The 15,678-nt window shown below is 66.3% G+C and carries 18 protein-coding genes; 11 read left to right on the top strand and 7 right to left on the bottom strand.

The annotated features are described in order from the left end of the window. The first annotated feature begins 31 nt into the window (after positions 1 to 31). Positions 32 to 1,393 (top strand): cytochrome P450, encoded by a 1,362-nt coding sequence (locus AB0876_RS08855; protein ID WP_526041755.1) that lies wholly within the window; start codon positions 32 to 34, stop codon positions 1,391 to 1,393. A 4-nt stretch (positions 1,394 to 1,397) separates the two neighbouring features. Here AB0876_RS08855 and msrA read toward each other — a convergent pair whose 3' ends face one another. Then, positions 1,398 to 1,910: a peptide-methionine (S)-S-oxide reductase MsrA gene (gene msrA, locus AB0876_RS08860; protein ID WP_491839599.1), complete on the bottom strand. Its 513-nt coding sequence runs from the start codon at positions 1,908 to 1,910 to the stop codon at positions 1,398 to 1,400. 35 nt (positions 1,911 to 1,945) lie between these two features. On the opposite strand from msrA, the gene AB0876_RS08865 reads away from it, so the two are divergent. The 4 genes from AB0876_RS08865 to AB0876_RS08880 all read left to right on the top strand — a co-directional run bounded on the left by AB0876_RS08865 (position 1,946) and on the right by AB0876_RS08880 (position 4,808). Beyond that, the gene (locus tag AB0876_RS08865; RefSeq protein ID WP_526041756.1) at positions 1,946 to 2,350 is read left to right on the top strand and encodes a hypothetical protein; all 405 of its coding nucleotides are present in this window, start codon (positions 1,946 to 1,948) and stop codon (positions 2,348 to 2,350) included. Between the two features lie 42 nt (positions 2,351 to 2,392). After that, positions 2,393 to 2,899, top strand: coding sequence for a nuclear transport factor 2-like protein (locus tag AB0876_RS08870; RefSeq protein WP_491839601.1), 507 nt, complete (start codon positions 2,393 to 2,395; stop codon positions 2,897 to 2,899). After that, complete coding sequence (locus AB0876_RS08875) at positions 2,896 to 3,927, top strand: NAD-dependent epimerase/dehydratase family protein (protein ID WP_526041757.1); 1,032 nt, start codon at positions 2,896 to 2,898, stop codon at positions 3,925 to 3,927. The genes AB0876_RS08870 and AB0876_RS08875 overlap by 4 nt, the downstream gene beginning before the upstream one ends. Positions 3,928 to 3,989: 62 nt before the next feature. Then, a complete protein-coding gene (locus AB0876_RS08880; protein WP_526041758.1) occupies positions 3,990 to 4,808 on the top strand; it encodes a class I SAM-dependent methyltransferase in 819 nt (272 codons plus the stop codon). A 62-nt stretch (positions 4,809 to 4,870) separates the two neighbouring features. On the opposite strand, the gene AB0876_RS08885 is transcribed toward AB0876_RS08880, so the two are convergent. Next, entirely contained in the window at positions 4,871 to 5,089 is a 219-nt protein-coding gene (locus AB0876_RS08885) for a hypothetical protein (protein WP_055118792.1), read from the bottom strand. A gap of 109 nt (positions 5,090 to 5,198) precedes the next feature. Next, a complete protein-coding gene (locus tag AB0876_RS08890) occupies positions 5,199 to 5,765 on the bottom strand; it encodes a DUF4262 domain-containing protein (RefSeq protein WP_526041759.1) in 567 nt (188 codons plus the stop codon). A 10-nt stretch (positions 5,766 to 5,775) separates the two neighbouring features. On the opposite strand from AB0876_RS08890, the gene AB0876_RS08895 reads away from it, so the two are divergent. After that, complete coding sequence (locus AB0876_RS08895) at positions 5,776 to 7,308, top strand: HNH endonuclease signature motif containing protein (protein WP_526041938.1); 1,533 nt, start codon at positions 5,776 to 5,778, stop codon at positions 7,306 to 7,308. A 10-nt stretch (positions 7,309 to 7,318) separates the two neighbouring features. Here AB0876_RS08895 and AB0876_RS08900 read toward each other — a convergent pair whose 3' ends face one another. Together AB0876_RS08900 and AB0876_RS08905 are read right to left on the bottom strand one after the other, a co-directional pair. Further along, the gene (locus tag AB0876_RS08900; RefSeq protein WP_491839606.1) at positions 7,319 to 7,774 is read right to left on the bottom strand and encodes an SRPBCC family protein; all 456 of its coding nucleotides are present in this window, start codon (positions 7,772 to 7,774) and stop codon (positions 7,319 to 7,321) included. A 20-nt stretch (positions 7,775 to 7,794) separates the two neighbouring features. Further along, positions 7,795 to 8,766 (bottom strand): aldo/keto reductase, encoded by a 972-nt coding sequence (locus AB0876_RS08905; RefSeq protein WP_526041939.1) that lies wholly within the window; start codon positions 8,764 to 8,766, stop codon positions 7,795 to 7,797. A gap of 61 nt (positions 8,767 to 8,827) precedes the next feature. Here AB0876_RS08905 and AB0876_RS08910 point away from each other — a divergent pair, with 61 nt between their 5' ends. The 4 genes from AB0876_RS08910 (at position 8,828) to AB0876_RS08925 (ending at position 11,579) form a co-directional block, all read left to right on the top strand. After that, positions 8,828 to 9,187 (top strand): DUF427 domain-containing protein, encoded by a 360-nt coding sequence (locus AB0876_RS08910; RefSeq protein WP_526041760.1) that lies wholly within the window; start codon positions 8,828 to 8,830, stop codon positions 9,185 to 9,187. A gap of 9 nt (positions 9,188 to 9,196) precedes the next feature. Then, positions 9,197 to 10,096, top strand: coding sequence for a DNA-3-methyladenine glycosylase family protein (locus AB0876_RS08915; RefSeq protein WP_526041761.1), 900 nt, complete (start codon positions 9,197 to 9,199; stop codon positions 10,094 to 10,096). Positions 10,097 to 10,168: 72 nt separating this feature from the next. Further along, entirely contained in the window at positions 10,169 to 10,720 is a 552-nt protein-coding gene (locus tag AB0876_RS08920) for a Dps family protein (RefSeq protein WP_491839609.1), read from the top strand. A 34-nt stretch (positions 10,721 to 10,754) separates the two neighbouring features. Continuing rightward, on the top strand, positions 10,755 to 11,579 hold the full coding sequence (locus AB0876_RS08925) for an MBL fold metallo-hydrolase (RefSeq protein ID WP_491839610.1): 825 nt from the start codon (positions 10,755 to 10,757) through the stop codon (positions 11,577 to 11,579). A gap of 1 nt (position 11,580) precedes the next feature. On the opposite strand, the gene aqpZ is transcribed toward AB0876_RS08925, so the two are convergent. Together aqpZ and AB0876_RS08935 are read right to left on the bottom strand one after the other, a co-directional pair. Continuing rightward, positions 11,581 to 12,354, bottom strand: coding sequence for an aquaporin Z (gene aqpZ / locus AB0876_RS08930; protein ID WP_491839611.1), 774 nt, complete (start codon positions 12,352 to 12,354; stop codon positions 11,581 to 11,583). A gap of 113 nt (positions 12,355 to 12,467) precedes the next feature. Next, on the bottom strand, positions 12,468 to 13,268 hold the full coding sequence (locus AB0876_RS08935; RefSeq protein WP_526041762.1) for a PaaI family thioesterase: 801 nt from the start codon (positions 13,266 to 13,268) through the stop codon (positions 12,468 to 12,470). 63 nt (positions 13,269 to 13,331) lie between these two features. Here AB0876_RS08935 and AB0876_RS08940 point away from each other — a divergent pair, with 63 nt between their 5' ends. Continuing rightward, a complete protein-coding gene (locus AB0876_RS08940) occupies positions 13,332 to 15,389 on the top strand; it encodes a heavy metal translocating P-type ATPase (RefSeq protein WP_526041763.1) in 2,058 nt (685 codons plus the stop codon). The last annotated feature ends 289 nt before the right edge of the window (positions 15,390 to 15,678 follow it).

Raw genomic sequence — 15,678 nt, forward strand, 5'->3', positions numbered from 1 at the left:
CGAGCGGTACCAGGACCTGGCTGGAGATGGTATGACCGAGCTGGCAGCAGCTGAGAAGACCACCGAGAAGTCCACCGCGACCACCGCAGCGGGGCGCGTGCCGCCCGACGCGCGGGTTCCGAAGCCGTTGCAGGCCATCGGCTTCGCCCTGGCCAGGCGTCGGGTGGTCAAACTGATCGCCCGCCGTCAGGGTGATGTCTTCAGGCTCAAACTCCCCATCTTCGGGCCCACGGTGATCGTCGCCGATGCGCAGTTGGCCAAGCAGCTCTTCACCGCCAACACCGACGACGTCGGCAACATCCAGCCGAACCTGAGCCGCATCCTGGGATCCGGATCGGTGTTCGCCCTGGACGGCACGGATCATCGTCGCCGTCGCAAGCTGCTCACCCCGCCGTTCCACGGCAAGAGCATCAAGAACTACGAGCAGATCTTCGAAGAGGAGACCCTGCGGGAATCGGCGAACTGGCCGGAAGGTCAGGAGTTCGAGACGCTCGAGCCGATGATGCGGATCACCCTCAACGTGATCCTGCGCGCGGTGTTCGGTGCCGACGGCGAGCAACTCGACGAGCTGCGCCGGATCATCCCGCCATGGGTCACCCTGGGCTCTCGGCTGGTGGTGGTGCCCACCCCGACCCGCACCTTCGGCCGGTTCAGTCCGTGGGGCCGGTTGGCCAGATACCGCCAGCAGTACGACGCAGTCATCAACCGGCTCATCGACAAGGTCGAAGCCGACCCGGACATCGACCAGCGCGACGACATCCTGGCGCTGTTGTTGCGCAGCACCTACGAGGATGGATCGGCCATGTCCCGCAAGGACATCGGCGACGAGCTGCTGACCCTGCTGGCCGCCGGACACGAGACCACGGCGTCGACCCTGGGCTGGGCCTTCGAGCGGATCAGCCGTCATCCGAAGGTGCTGACCGAGCTGGAGGCCGAGGCGGCCACCGACGGCAATGAATACCGTCAGGCCACCATCCTCGAGGTGCAGCGCAACCGCACCGTCATCGACTTCGCCGGCCGCCATGTCTACGCACCGTCGATCCGACTGGGGGACTGGGAGATTCCGCGGGGACACTCTGTGATCGTGGCGATCTCGCAGATCCAGGAGGCGCAGAAGGAGTTCTCCGACCCGGAGCGGTTCGATCCACAGCGATTCGTCGGCAGCCGGCCCGGGCTGGGCTGGCTACCGTACGGCGGCGGTACCCGACGCTGCGTCGGGGCGGTGTTCGCCAACGTGGAGATGGACGTGGTGCTGCGAACGGTCCTGCGCCACTTCGAGATCGAGACCACCACGGCACCGGGAGAGAAAGTGCACTCTCGCGGCGTGGCCTACACCCCTGCGGCGGGTGGGCGCATGGTCGTGCGTCGCCGCGCCACGCCGCTGGGGGACTGACCCGCTATCCGGTGGTCTGGCGCTTGGGCAGCTTCCAGCCCGCGCGTGGGAAATGACAGGTGTACCCGTTCGGGTAGTGCATCAGATAGTCCTGGTGCTCGGGCTCGGCCTCCCAGAAATCGACGGCAGGCGTCACCTCGGTGACGACCTTGCCCGGCCACAGTCCGGACGCGTCCACATCGGCGATCGTGTCCAGCGCAACGCGCTTCTGCTCGTCGTCGAGGTAGAAGATCGCCGACCGGTAGCTGGTGCCGACGTCATTGCCCTGCCGGTCCTTGGTGGACGGATCGTGGATCTGGAAGAAGAACTCCAGCAGTGCCCGGTAATCGGTCTGTGCGGGGTCGTACTCGATCTCGACGGCCTCCGCGTGGCCCGGATGATTCCGATACGTCGGGTGATCGTTGCGGCCGCCGGTGTAACCCACCCGGGTGGAGACGACTCCGGGCTGCTTGCGGATGAGGTCCTGCATGCCCCAGAAGCAGCCGCCCGCCAGGATCGCTGTCGAATAATTGCCCATGTGCCCCATTGTGCTCCGTGGTTACCGTGGTGGTCATGCGTGTAGTTGCAACCGCAGGCCTGGCCGGTTTACTCCTGCTGACCGGCTGCCCCACCGCGACGGCCGATCCCACCCAGGTCGCAGTGCCGGAGGTGCCGCCCGACCCCGCGCGCACCCTGTTCGTCGACAACCCGGCGATCGTCGACCCACACCTGACCCGGATCGAATCGTTCAGCCGTGAGGGGGAACGCCTGCTGGTCAACTTCACCGCAGGGACCCCGGACTGCTTCGGCGTCCACGTGAGCGCACAGGAAACCGCCGATGCTGTCACGATCGACCTTCGCGGCGGGACGCCCCCGGAGTCCGTCGGCCGGATGTGTATCGCCCTGGCGGTGCACGGCACCGCCGAGGTGGCCCTGCAGGCCCCGCTGGGTTCCCGGCAGGTGCTGGCCGCGCAGTGACGGGTCTCGACAAAGGTCGATAGAACGTGTTCTAGTTTTGGGGTGACGAGCAGGTCTTTCAGCCGCGATGAACTCGCCGCTGCCTTTGAAACGTTCGAGCAGACCGTCGACCGGGCCGCGCAGACCAAGAACTGGGATGTGTGGGCCGACCACTACACCGTCGACGTCGACTACATCGAACACGCCGTGGGCACGATGAAGGGCCGTGAACAGGTGCGGCCCTGGATCTGGAAGACCATGACGACGTTCCCGGGTAGCTACATGACCTCGTTCCCGTCGCTGTGGTCGGTGATCGACGAACCCACAGGACGCATCATCTGCGAACTCGACAACCCCATGCGCGATCCCGGTGACGGCACCATCATCACCGCCACCAACATCTCGATCCTGACCTACGCCGGCGACGGCCTGTGGTCACGTCAGGAAGACGTCTACAACCCGCTGCGGTTCGCCTCTGCAGCCCGCAAGTGGTGCCGCAAGGCAGCCGAACTCGGCACCCTCACCGACGAGGCCGAGGCGTGGCTCAAGAAGTTCGGTGGCGGCAAGTGAGCGCCAAGCTGGTCATCGGCGCCAACGGATTCCTGGGCTCTCATGTGCTGCGGCAGTTGGTCGCAAGTGCCGACGAACGCGCCGGAAACAACACAGAGATCCGGGCCATGGTGCGTCCCAATGCCAGCACCATCGGGATCGATGACCTGGACGTCAAGCGGATTCACGGCGACGTCTTCGACACCGAGGTCCTGCGCGAGGCGATGACCGGTTGCGACGTCGTGTACCACTGCGTCGTCGACGCCCGCGGTTGGTTGCGCGACCCGGCGCCGCTGTTCCGCACGAACGTCGAGGGCACTCGTAACGTGCTCGACGTCGCTGCGGAAATCCCCGGCCTGCGCAAGTTCGTCTACACCAGCAGTTACGTCACCGTCGGCCGGCACCGCGGCAAGCGGTCCACCGAGGCCGACGTCGTCGACGTGTCGAAGGTGACGCCGTACGTGCGCTCGCGGGTACAGGCCGAAGATCTGGTGCTGCAATACGCGCGTGAGCGCGGCCTGCCCGCCGTCGCGATGTGCGTGTCCACCACCTATGGCAGCGGTGACTGGGGCCGGACCCCGCACGGCGCGATCATCGCCGGAGCGGCCTTCGGCAAGCTGCCGTTCGTCATGAGCGGGATCGATCTCGAAGCCGTCGGTATCGACGACGCGGCCAAGGCCATGCTCCTGGCCGCCGACCGGGGCACTCCCGGTGAGCGCTACCTCATCTCGGAGAAGATGATCAGCAACGCCGAGGTGGCCAGGCTGGCCGCCTCGGCCGCCGGCGTGGCACCCCCACAGCGATCCATTCCGCTACCCGTGTCGTACGCACTGGCCGCAGCAGGCACCCTCAAGGGCAAGCTGCGCGGTACCGACGAGCGGTTGTCGCTGGAATCTCTGCGGCTCATGCGGGCCGAAGCCGAGCTCGACCACTCCAAGGCCGTGCGTGAACTCGGTTGGCAGCCAAGGCCCGTCGAGGAATCGATCGCCGAGGCGGCAAAGTTCTGGGTGAGCCTGCGGGCGGCCAAACGCGCACAGAAGAGCAGCTGAACACCACGCCGAGAGGTGTTAAGCCACTGGGCGGCAAGCGTATTGCGGCCTAACCTGGCGATATGACCGACAAGCTGAAAGTCGACCTCACCGGGGCGCCGCAGACGATGCTGGCGACGTTCTACGCCAAGGCGCTCGATGCCGGGATGCCCCATCCGATCCTCGGTGACCAGCTGGCCAAGGAGATCGCCGACCGCATCGACTACGACTGGAGCCGCACCTCGATCACCGAGGCGACGTCGCCGTCGGTGACCACCCGCAGTGCCCACTTCGACCACTGGACCCGGCAGTTCCTGGCCGTACATCCCGAAGCCGTGGTGCTGCATCTCGGATGCGGTCTGGACGGCCGGTTTTTCCGAATCCAGCCCGGCCCCGGCGTCGAGTGGTACGACATCGACTACCCCGATGTCGCGCACCTGCGGGAGCAGCTGTATCCGTCAGCCGAGCACTATCACGTCATCGCCGCCTCGGTGACCGACCCGGCCTGGCTGCGGGACGTTCTCACCGACCGGCCGACCCTGATGCTCGGCGAGGGGTTGACGATGTACCTCACCGAGCAGGATGGCGTTGCGCTTCTGCGGCGCATCGTCGACGGATTCCCTTCCGGGGAACTGCAATTCGACGCGTTCAACACCCTGGGCATCAGGGCGCAACTGGTTAATACCGTGGTGCGTCGCTCCGGGGCCAAACTGCACTGGGCCATCGACAGCCCGGAGGACATCCTGCGTGCGGTGCCGGGTACCCGGCTGCTGACCCGGGAGTCGCCGTTCGACGATCCGGTGTTCGCTACCCTGCCCTGGTACTACCGGTTGATGCTGGCCGTCATGAAGCCGGTACCGGTGCTGCGGTACATGGCGCAGTATCACCGTTACGCGTTCTGATCTTTCCTTGAAAAGCAAAGAGGGGCAGCCCTTTCTGGGCTGCCCCTCTTTGTCTGTCGGTGTCAGCGGCCGCTGTGGCGAACGGTGGTGTCCACCTTGGGGACCATCGGCTTGGGGTGCAGTCGGTCGAGCCAGTCGAGCCGGTCGACACCCGCGGAGATGGTGACGCTGCTGGGGGTTGCGGTGTGAGCGGGCTCAGCGGCCAGCGCCGGTGCGGCCAGGCCCAGTACGGCTGCGCCCAATCCGCTGGCAGCGATGACGGCGAATCCGAACTTCTTCATTTCCCTGCTTCTCTCTGTCTCATGCCGGTTATGCCTGTGTAAACCGAGAGCTCAGGGGATCAATTTCCGTTGGCAGTAATTGATCGACTCATGGCAGAAAGAAGGATGTTCAGGCGGTTTTGCGGGGCCCTCGAGCGCCGAGAACAGGTTGGCGGGGACCGCCCCGATTGAACTCTGAACACCACGGTGAGTGGCCGTGCCGGTCATACCAGACGATTTGCAGCGCGCGGATATCGCGACCGCACAACTCCACCGCGAACCCGAGATGGGCGGTGGGCTCGCTGATTTCGACGAACTCGGCGAACCAGTCATCGGGCAGTGTGATGGTGTCGCCCGGGGCGGGTTCGGTCTGGTCCACCAGGTATACCGCCACGGTGTTCAGTAGCTTGCATGTCATCAGCGGTGACAGACCGGTGATCAGCAGCTCGGGGAGGCCGGCCTCGCTGAGCCCGATCGTGTAGCCGAACGGCCTGCGGTCGTGCTCGACGTAATGCACTGCCCAGCCGCGCTTGAAAGTCTTCTCCCGCAGGAGATCGAGATAGTCCTGTCTGGTTGCCTCGGGGTGGTCGCAGATCCAGCACATCAGGTCGCCCTTCTGTTGGTACTTGGCCGTGACGTTCCTCCAGGGGTACGACATATCCGGCAGGGCCCAGTCGATGTCGGTGGGTGGTGGCATGATCGAAAGTATGTTCGAGTCTGATGTGGCGTTGATCGACAAGGTCGGTGCTGCCACGCGGGCGGAGTCGGTGGCGATCGCGGCCCGGTTGGCCGCGATCGGGGCGTTGGACACCCTGCGCGAACGAGAACTGGTCGACAGCATTTTGTGGCGCACCGACCCGTATGCGGAGGTGTGCGCCGAGGTGTCGGCGGCGATGCGCATCTCCCGGGGTCGGGCGGGTACCCAGGTGCATCACGCCCGGATACTGCGCGACAAACTGCCGCTGGTGGCGGCCCGATTCGCCGTGGGGGATATTGATTATCGGGTGGTGTCGATGATCATCGCCCGCACCGAGACCGCGGACCGGTCGGTGTGGGCCGAACTGGATGCCGAACTCGCGGGCCGGGCGCATCGGTGGATGCGGTTCTCTGAGCGGCAGTTGCGGGATCGGGTCGATCATTGGATCGCCAAACTGGATCCGAACGGGGTGCGGGTGCCTCCGGATCTGGCGCAGGACCGGTTCGTGCAGGTGGACCCGGGCAGTCCGGGTGCGGCCACGATCTGGGCGAATGTCGATGCTGAGGACGCGGCGGCGTTCGATCAACGGTTGGATGCGTTGGCCGACACGGTGTGTGAGCATGATCCGCGCAGTTGGGAGCGGCGCCGTTCTGATGCGGTCGGGCCGCTGGCGCGGCTGGAAGCTCAGTTGGTGTGCCGGTGTGGTCGTGAGGACTGCCCGGCGGCCCAGAAGCGCGCGGCCGCTGATGCGGCGGTGGTTCATGTGCTGGCCAGCCAAGCCACCCTGGATGGGATGTCGCAGGATCCGGGATATCTACCCGGGTACGGGATCCTGCCCGCCGACCGTGTGCGCGACCTCGCGAGTAACGCCAAGCTCAAGCCGGTGCGGGTACCCGCTGACACCTCTACGTCGCCCAGCGAATCCAGCGCGCCACCCGAGCTCGGCGAGTCGACGGGGCTGCCTGAGCCCGCCCAACCCAGCGAGTCCATCGTCCCTGACGGTTCCGAGCCGGGGTATCGCCCGTCGGTGGCGCTCTCCGAGTTCATTCGGTGGCGGGATTTGACGTGCCGGTTCCCCGGCTGTGACGCACCCGTGGACCGCTGCGACATCGACCACACCGTCCCGTACCCGATCGGGCCGACGCATCCGTCCAACACCAAGCTTTACTGCCGGGCGCATCACTTGATCAAAACGTTCTGCCCCGGCTGGTCAGACCGTCAATTACCTGATGGCACAGTAGAAATCACCACACCCACCGGCCACACCTACGCCACCGAACCCCACGGCGCCGGCATGTTCCCCACCCTGGGTCAACCCACCGGGGACCTCAACCTCCCCGAACCCGAACCGCCGGCCCCGAACCTGAACTCAAATCCGAACCGGGCCGCGAAGATGCCCAAGCGCAGCCGCACCCGCGAACAAGACCGCCAAGACCGCATCGCCGAGGAACGACGCCTCCGCGCCGAACTCAACAACGACCTCGCCACCGAACGCGACTACCAAGCCTGGCTCGCCGAAGAATACGGACCACCACCCTTCTGAACGGGGGCGATCAACCTTCGGCGCGTTCCTTCAGCCGCTGCAGGGTCAGCTGGATGTGCTCGGCGTTGGCGCCGTCGCGGTCGGGCACGCCGGTGGCCAGCCCAGCGACCTTCTTGAACCAGCCCGCGCGACGGTCCCAGGTGGACTCCGTCACTGTGCAGCCGCCCTCGGTGGCAGTGATGTCGTAGCGCCAGTGCGCCACCGGGAACACCAGAGACTTCACGTCGAAGGCGAACGTCTTGTCCGGCTCGGCGTCGGTGACGGTGCACGTCGTACTCCAGGCCTTCGAGCCATTGCGGTTGTGGCCCTTGAAAACTGACCCGGGAGTCGCCGAACTGCCCTTCTGCCACTCCATCGCATGAGCCTCCTCGGCGAGCGAGGCCAGCGTCGGCAGATCGGTGATGAGTGCGTACACGGCTGCGGGGTCGGCAGCGATCGACACAGTGGCTTTCACAGGCGCGGTCATGGGCCGATCGTAGACCCGGGCTAGCGGTCGATCATCCGCATCTGGGCCTCGGTGTGATGGTCACCGGCGGGCGCGGCGAGATTGTCGAGCCGGGACAGCTGGTCGGGAGTCAGCGTGACCGCATCCGCTGCGAGGTTCTCCTCCAGTCGTTCGACACGCCGGGTTCCGGGAATCGGCACGATGTCGGGGCCACGCGACAGCAGCCAGGCCAGCGCGACCTGCCCTGGCGTCGCTCCCGAGGACTCGGCGATGGTCCGCACCTCGTCGGCCAGTCGCAGATTCACCGCGAAGTTCTCGCCGGTAAACCGGGGGTTGTCCCGGCGGGTGTCGTCGTCGGCGAGGTCGTCGACGGATCGGATCTGGCCGGTGAGGAACCCGCGTCCGAGAGGTGAGTAGGCGACAAAGCCAATACCGTTCTCGCGCAAGATGTCCAGGATTCCGTCCTCGGGGTCCCGGGTGAACAGCGAGTACTCCGACTGCAGTGCGGTGATCGGGTGGACCGCTTGGGCACGCCGGATGGTCTCGACACCCACCTCGGACAACCCGATATGGCGAATCTTGCCCTCGGTGATGAGGTCGGCCAGCACGCCGATGGTCTCCTCGATCGGCGTGGAGCGGTCCAGGCGGTGCTGGTAGTAGAGGTCGATGTGGTCGGTGCCCAGGCGGTGGAGCGACCCCTCCACCGCGGTGCGGATGTTGGCCGGGCTGCTGTCCGCGCCGTCGCGGCCGGTGTGGGAGATCATGCCGAACTTGGTGGCGAGCACGACCTCGTCGCGTCGACCCTTCAGCGCCTGCCCGACCAACACTTCGTTGGCGTACGGGCCGTACACCTCGGCGGTGTCGATGAGGGTGACACCGAGGTCGATGGCCCGGTGGATGGTGCGAATCGATTCGGCGTCGTCGCGGCCGGCGCTGCCGTAGGCGAAGGACATGCCCATCGTGCCCAGACCGATCCGCGCCACTTCGAGATCACCCAACCGTGCGGTCTGCAAAGTACCCATCGCTCCAGTCTGCACGGGAATCACGACCCACGCCGGTGGTGTTGTAGCTCACATGACTGAGCGCCCGGTGCTGCAGCCCAGCGCAGCCCACCCCATCACCATTGCCCCGACCGGACGTCGGGTCACCGTCACTGTCGGCGGAGCGATCATCGCGCAGACCGATGCTGCCCTGACCTTGCAGGAGTCGACTTATCCAGCCGTGCAATATATTCCGCGCGCCGACGTCGTGTGGGAAACGCTGACCCGTAGCGCCGCCACCACCTACTGCCCCTACAAGGGCGAGGCGAACTACTACCACGTCGGCGACCTCGAGGACGCGGTCTGGACCTATGAGAAGCCGTATGCGGCCGTCGCCGAAATAGCCGATCACCTGGCCTTCTACCCACAGAAGGCTGACATCGCGCTGGCCTAGTCTGGAGCGGTGCCCTCAATCAGCGTCACGTTCGACAGCCCGGCCAGTCCGGGGCTGACGCTGGCTCCCTGGCGGCGCGGCGGGTACGACCCGACCAACCGGATCAGTGCCGACGGCGCGATCTGGCGCGTAAGCGCGATGAAAACCGGGCCGGTGACCGCGCGGATCACCAAATCGGCTCCCGGCACCGTGAATTGCGAGGCGTGGGGCCCGGGTGACGCGGAGTTCCTGGACGGTTTTCCGGCGCTGGTGGGTGCCGACGACGACGCCGGCGGCTTCGACCCCGTCGAGCCGACCATCGCCGAGGCGCACCGGCGTGTGCCGCACCTGCGCCTCGGGCGCAGCGGCCGGGTATTGGAGGCGTTGGTACCCGCGGTCATCGAGCAGCGGGTCTCGGGCATGGATGCCTGGCGTGCTTGGCGGCGGTTGGTGACGAAGTACGGCGCCCCGGCCCCCGGTCCGGCGCCTGATGGCATGCGGGTGCCCCCTACCGCCGACGTGTGGCGTCGCATCCCGTCGTGGGAATTCCACCGGGCCAACGTGGACCCGGGCCGGGCGCGCACCATCGTCGGCTGTGCGCAGCGCGCCGACGCCCTCGAGAGACTCACTGCCGAGCGGGCAGTGAAGGCGCTGCGCTCGTTGCCCGGGGTCGGTGAGTGGACGGCGGCGGAAACCGTGCAACGCGCCTTCGGCGACGCCGACGCGCTGTCGGTCGGCGACTATCACCTGGCGACGATGGTGGGACGCACCCTGCTCGGCCGGCCGATCGACGATGCGGAGATGGTGGAACTGCTCGAACCGCTGCGGCCACACCGGCAGCGGGTCGTCCGCTTGTTGGAAGCCAGTGGGCTGGCCCACAACCCGCGTTTCGGAGCGCGTCAGGCCATTCCGAACCTGCGCGCGCTGTAACCCGGGGTGATTGCACGCCCTGGTTGACGGGTATCCCGGGGCGGAACCGATCGTGAACCGAAAGGAGCCGCAATGACCTCGTTCACCATTCCCGGCCTGACTGACAAACAGGGCAACGAAGTGGCCCAGCTGTTGCAGAAGCAGCTCAGCACGTACAACGACCTCCATCTGACGCTCAAGCACGTCCACTGGAACGTTGTCGGTCCGAACTTCATCGGCGTACACGAGATGATCGACCCACAGGTGGCGCTGGTGCGGGGGTACGCCGATGAGGTCGCCGAACGGATTGCTGCACTGGGCAAATCGCCGAAGGGCACGCCGGGGGCCATCATCTCGGACCGCACCTGGGACGACTACTCCGTCGGACGTGACAACGTGCAAGCCCACCTCGCGGCACTCGACCTCGTCTACAACGGGGTGATCGAGGACACCCGCAAGGCGATCGACAAGTTGGAGAAACTCGATCTTGTCTCGCAGGACGTTCTCATCGACCACGCCGCCGAACTCGAGAAGTTCCAGTGGTTCGTCCGGGCTCACCTGGAGAGCGCCGGTGGCACGCTGGCCCATGAAGGCGCACCCACCGAGCGCGGTGCCGCCGGCAAGGCGCGGCGCAAGAGCGCTTGACCTCAACAGCTGTTGAGGTGCCAGGCTCGGTGCCATGCCTACCTGGATTTGCACGGGATGCGGTGTGGAACACCCGGATTCCGCCACCGAACCGGCCGACAGCTGTGTGTTGACCTCGGAGGTCGTCTCGATCGAGGAGCGCGGGGACCTGCCGCCACACGGCACCTGGACGACGCTGGAGGAACTGGCGGCACAACCGCACCACACCGAACACGTCGACCACGGTCGCGGAGTGCACAGCCTGCGGCGCGCGCCCCAGTTCGCCATCGGGCACCGTTCGTTTGTGGTGCAGACCGCGCACGGGAACCTGCTGTGGGATGCGCCGAGCTATCTGGACGACGAGATCATCGGCCTCGTTCACGGCCTCGGTGGTGTCGACGCTGTCGCTGCCAGCCATCCCCACATGTTCGGGGCGCAACTCAGTTGGAGCAGGGCATTCGGCGGCGTCCCCGTGTACGTGAATGCCCTTGACGCAGAGTGGCTCCCGGCTCCCGATCCGCTGATCAAGCAGTGGACCGAGGAGTTGGAACCACTGTCCGGCGTACGACTGATCCACGTGGGCGGGCACATGCGAGGCAGTTCGGTGGCGTTGACGGCTGACGGCACGCTGCTGGTCGGAGACACCATCTCCGGCGGACTGGCCCGCAACTGGGTGTCGTTTCAGCGCAACTTTCCCAAGCACATCCCGCTGTCGGCCGCGGTGGTGCGCCGGATCGTGGATCGGCTCGACGGGTACGACTATGACCGGCTCTACACCCTTGGCGGCGACGAGATCGACAGCGCCGCCAAGGATGTAGTGCACCGGTCAGCCGATACTCATATTCGTTGGGTGAGTGGGGAATTCGACCATTTGACCTGATCTAGCGGGCGCGCTCCTGGTCCAGGGTGTCCTCTCGGACCGGGCGCTCGGCCAGCGCCTCCGGGGCGCCGAACAGGAACGAGTAGGCCAGGCCGGCGATGGCCGCACCGACCAGTGGGGCCAGCCAGAACGCCCACAGTTGCGCGGGTGCACCGTTTCCGTTGAAGAACGCGACCGCCGTGGACCGGGCCGGGTTGACCGAGGTGTTGGAGATCGGGATCGAGATCAGGTGGATCAGAGTGAGGGTGAGTCCGATCGACAGACCGGCGAAGCCCTTGGGCGCCCGGTCATCGGTGGAACCGAGGATGACCAGCAGGAACACCGCGGTCAGGATCACCTCGGCCAGCAGCACCGCGACCAGTGAATATCCGCCGGGGGAGTGCTCGCCGTATCCGTTGGCGGCCATGTTCCCGGTGGCAGACCAACCGTCCTTGCCGCTCGCGATCACATAGATCACCACACCGGCCACCAGGCCACCCACGACCTGCGAGATCCAGTACGGCACAACGGCCGCCCACTCGACGCGGCGGGCGAGCGCGGCGCCCAGCGTGACGGCCGGGTTGAAGTGCCCGCCGGAAATGGTGCCGAAGGCGTACACGCCGGTCAGCACCGTCAGGCCGAATGCGAGGGCCACCCCGAGGAACCCGATCCCCACGGAGAAGCCGTCGGAGAGAAACTTCGCGGCGAAAACCGCGCTGCCGCAACCGCCCAGGACCAGCCAGAACGTCCCGATGAATTCGGCTGCCAATCGATGTGACATGCTCGGCGTACTCATGGCGAACTCCTCCGTAGATGTGGTTCATCCGGAGGGTTTCACGCCAGTAGCTGATGGCAGAGTCGTTGTTGCCGAATTGATCGCACAGTGAAATTAACGTTGCCGTGCCGAAATCAGCGGTAAGCGGTCAACCGGGCTACGAGTGCCACCGCACCGTCATCGCCGATGGCCTGCGCGTCAACTGCTCCTGAGCTGCGTCCAACCCGCAATGTGCGTGCTTCGTAACGTGATTCGTCACCGCCACGGAACTGGCGCAGATAGTTGACCCGCAGCGAAGCTGTCCGCCACGGCTCGCCGGCGTCGACGCCGAGGGCCGCGGAGCCGACGAGTTCCAATGCCGCCGCCGACACTCCGCCGTGCACGATGCCGATGCTGTTGTTGATGACAGGATCGGGCAACTGCCGCAGTACCGCGGTGCTGCCACCGGTCTCGGCGACCTGGACCGACATGCGGTCCTCGAGAGCGGTAGGTGGCGCGCCCTCGGTGGAGTCGGCGGGCCATTCGACGAGGTGCCCCGGCGCGTGGATGTGGAACGACCGTACCGTCGCCGTCCCGATCAACTGGTCTCCGTGGGTGAGTTCGCAGAGCCCCAGTGAACCCGTTCCCTTCGGGCCGAAAGGCCGGGCGGTCGCCAGCACCGGAACCTCCGGTATGGCCGTGACCAGGTCTACGGCATTCGGGGTGAGCTCGAGGGCCAGTTCGCTGGACACGGTCCACTCGTCGTCGTTGCGGCGAAGGTGGTTGATCAGGCCGCCGACGTGATCGACCAGCATCGCCAGCGGAGCGATGGTCGGCATCCGGGTCAGGGGATTGAGCAGTCCGCCGACGGGGATGGAGGCCACGCAGCGATCCGGGTGCTCTTCAAGGGTTTGTACGCCCATGCGGCCCAACGGGGTATTCAGCGGATAGTGCATCGCCGTCAACAGTTACGCCCACCACGGTAGCCATATACCCCCTAGGGGTATATGGTGGGCGATATGACCACGACCGAACACGCGATGCACGAGCACGAACACACCGGTCACGCGGGACATGCCGGCCACGGCGACCACGTCGCCCAGTTCCGTCGGCTGTTCTGGGTCATGGCGGCCATGGCAGTGCCGACGGTGGCTCTGTCGCCGATGTTCGCGATGCTCCTCGGCTACTCGATCCCGGATTTCCCCGGCGCACGCTGGATCTCCCCGGTGCTCGGCACCGTGATGTACGTCTGGGGCGGCCGACCGTTCCTGACCGGCGCCGTCAGCGAGATACGTTCGCGCGCACCGGGAATGATGCTGTTGATCGGCTTGGCAATCAGCGTCGCGTTCATCGCGTCGTGGGGTGCGAGCCTCGGCGTGCTGCACCACCAGCTGGACTTCTGGTGGGAGCTGGCGCTGCTGATCGTGATCATGCTGCTGGGCCACTGGATCGAGATGCGCTCCTTGGCGCAGACCACCTCCGCGCTGGACTCACTGGCCGCGCTGCTGCCCGACGAGGCCGAGCGAGTCGAGGGTGACGACGACTCCGAGCAGGTGGTGACCGTGGCCCCGTCGGATCTGCGGGTCGGTGACCTGGTGATCGTCCGGCCCGGGGGCAGCGTCCCCGTAGACGGCCGGATCACCGACGGTGCGGCCGATATGGACGAGTCGATGGTCACCGGTGAGTCGCGGACGGTGCGCCGGGGCGTGGGCGACGACGTCGTCGCGGGCACCGTCGCCACCGACTCCGGGCTCCGGATCCGGGTGACCGCCGTCGGCGACGACACTGCCCTGGCCGGCATCCAACGACTGGTCGGCGAGGCGATGAACTCGTCGTCGCGGGCGCAGCGGCTGGCCGACCGGGCCGCGGGCTGGCTGTTCTGGTTCGCGCTGGGATCGGCAGTGCTGACGGCACTGGCCTGGACCCTGTTCGGCGAACCCGATCAGGCCGTCGTCCGCACCATCACGGTGCTGGTGATCGCATGCCCGCACGCCCTGGGCCTGGCCATCCCGCTGGTGGTGTCCATCGCGACCGAGCGAGCCGCCCGCGGTGGCGTGCTGATCAAGGATCGGCTGGCGCTGGAAACCATGCGCACCGTCGGGGCGGTGCTGTTCGACAAGACCGGCACGCTGACCAAGGGCGAGCCGGCCGTCACCGCCATGGCGACCACCGACCGTCCGGACAGCGATGTGCTGGCGCTGGCGGCGGCCGCCGAGGCCGACTCCGAACACCCGCTGGCCCGCGCCATCGTCGACGCGGCCCGGCGCCGCAACCTCGACATTCCGTCGGCGAGCGACTTCAGCTCGTCGCCCGCGGTCGGTGTCAGTGCCGTGGTCGGTGGGCGCCGGGTGCAGGTCGGTGGGCCCGCATTGCTCGATCAGGAGGGGCAGTCTGCGCTGCCCGATGCCTCCGGGTGGGATGGCGCCACGGTGCTGCACGTGCTGGTCGACGGGGAAGTGGCCGGCGCGCTGGCGCTGGCCGACGAGGTGCGACAGGAATCCAGGCAGGCCGTGGGCGCGCTGCACGACCTCGGGATCGAAGTGGTGATGATCACCGGCGACGCGGCTCAGGTGGCTTCGGCAGTGGCGGCAGAACTGGGTATCGACCGGGTCTTCGCCGGTGTGCGGCCTGAAGACAAGGCAGCAAAAGTCGCCGAACTGCAGGGCGAAGGTCTGACCGTTGCGATGGTGGGTGACGGCGTCAACGATGCGCCGGCGCTGGCCCAGGCCGACGTCGGCATCGCGATCGGCGCGGGGACCGACGTCGCCATCGCATCGGCAGGCGTCATCCTGGCCAGCTCCGATCCCCGGTCGGTGCTCTCGGTGATCGAGCTTTCCCGGCAGTCGTATCGGAAGATGAAGCAAAACCTTTGGTGGGCAGCGGGTTACAACCTGATCTCGGTGCCGTTGGCCGCGGGAGTGGCGGCTCCGCTGGGCTTTGTAATGCCGATGTCGGTCGGAGCGATACTGATGTCAGCGTCGACGGTTGTCGTGGCACTCAATGCGCAGTCGCTACGTCGTCTCGACCTACGGCCCGAGGCCGGCGTGCGCAGCGTTGCGCGGGCCTCGGGCCGTTGATCATGCAATTCTAAGAATCTGACTAAGCTTTCCTGCAAATATTGAATGTTGATATAACGGCACTATAACGGCACAATGTGATGTGTATGGCAAACTAAATTGACGCATGGGGTGGCTACCGGGTTCGTCGGGGGCTGAGATGTTCTCGATGGGGCCGTCATGAAATCTCAAGGGCTGCAGTGGAATTCGCTGGTTTTCCGATCGGTCGGCGAGCGTGTTCCAAAGCCGCCAAGCAAGTATAGTTAGGCTTGGCTAAGTTGGCATCTGCCACGGTAGTTGCCTTATCGTT

The sequence above is a fragment of the Mycobacterium sp. NPDC049093 genome, assembly GCF_040704635.1.
In the GTDB taxonomy this organism is placed as follows: Bacteria; Actinomycetota; Actinomycetes; order Mycobacteriales; family Mycobacteriaceae; genus Mycobacterium.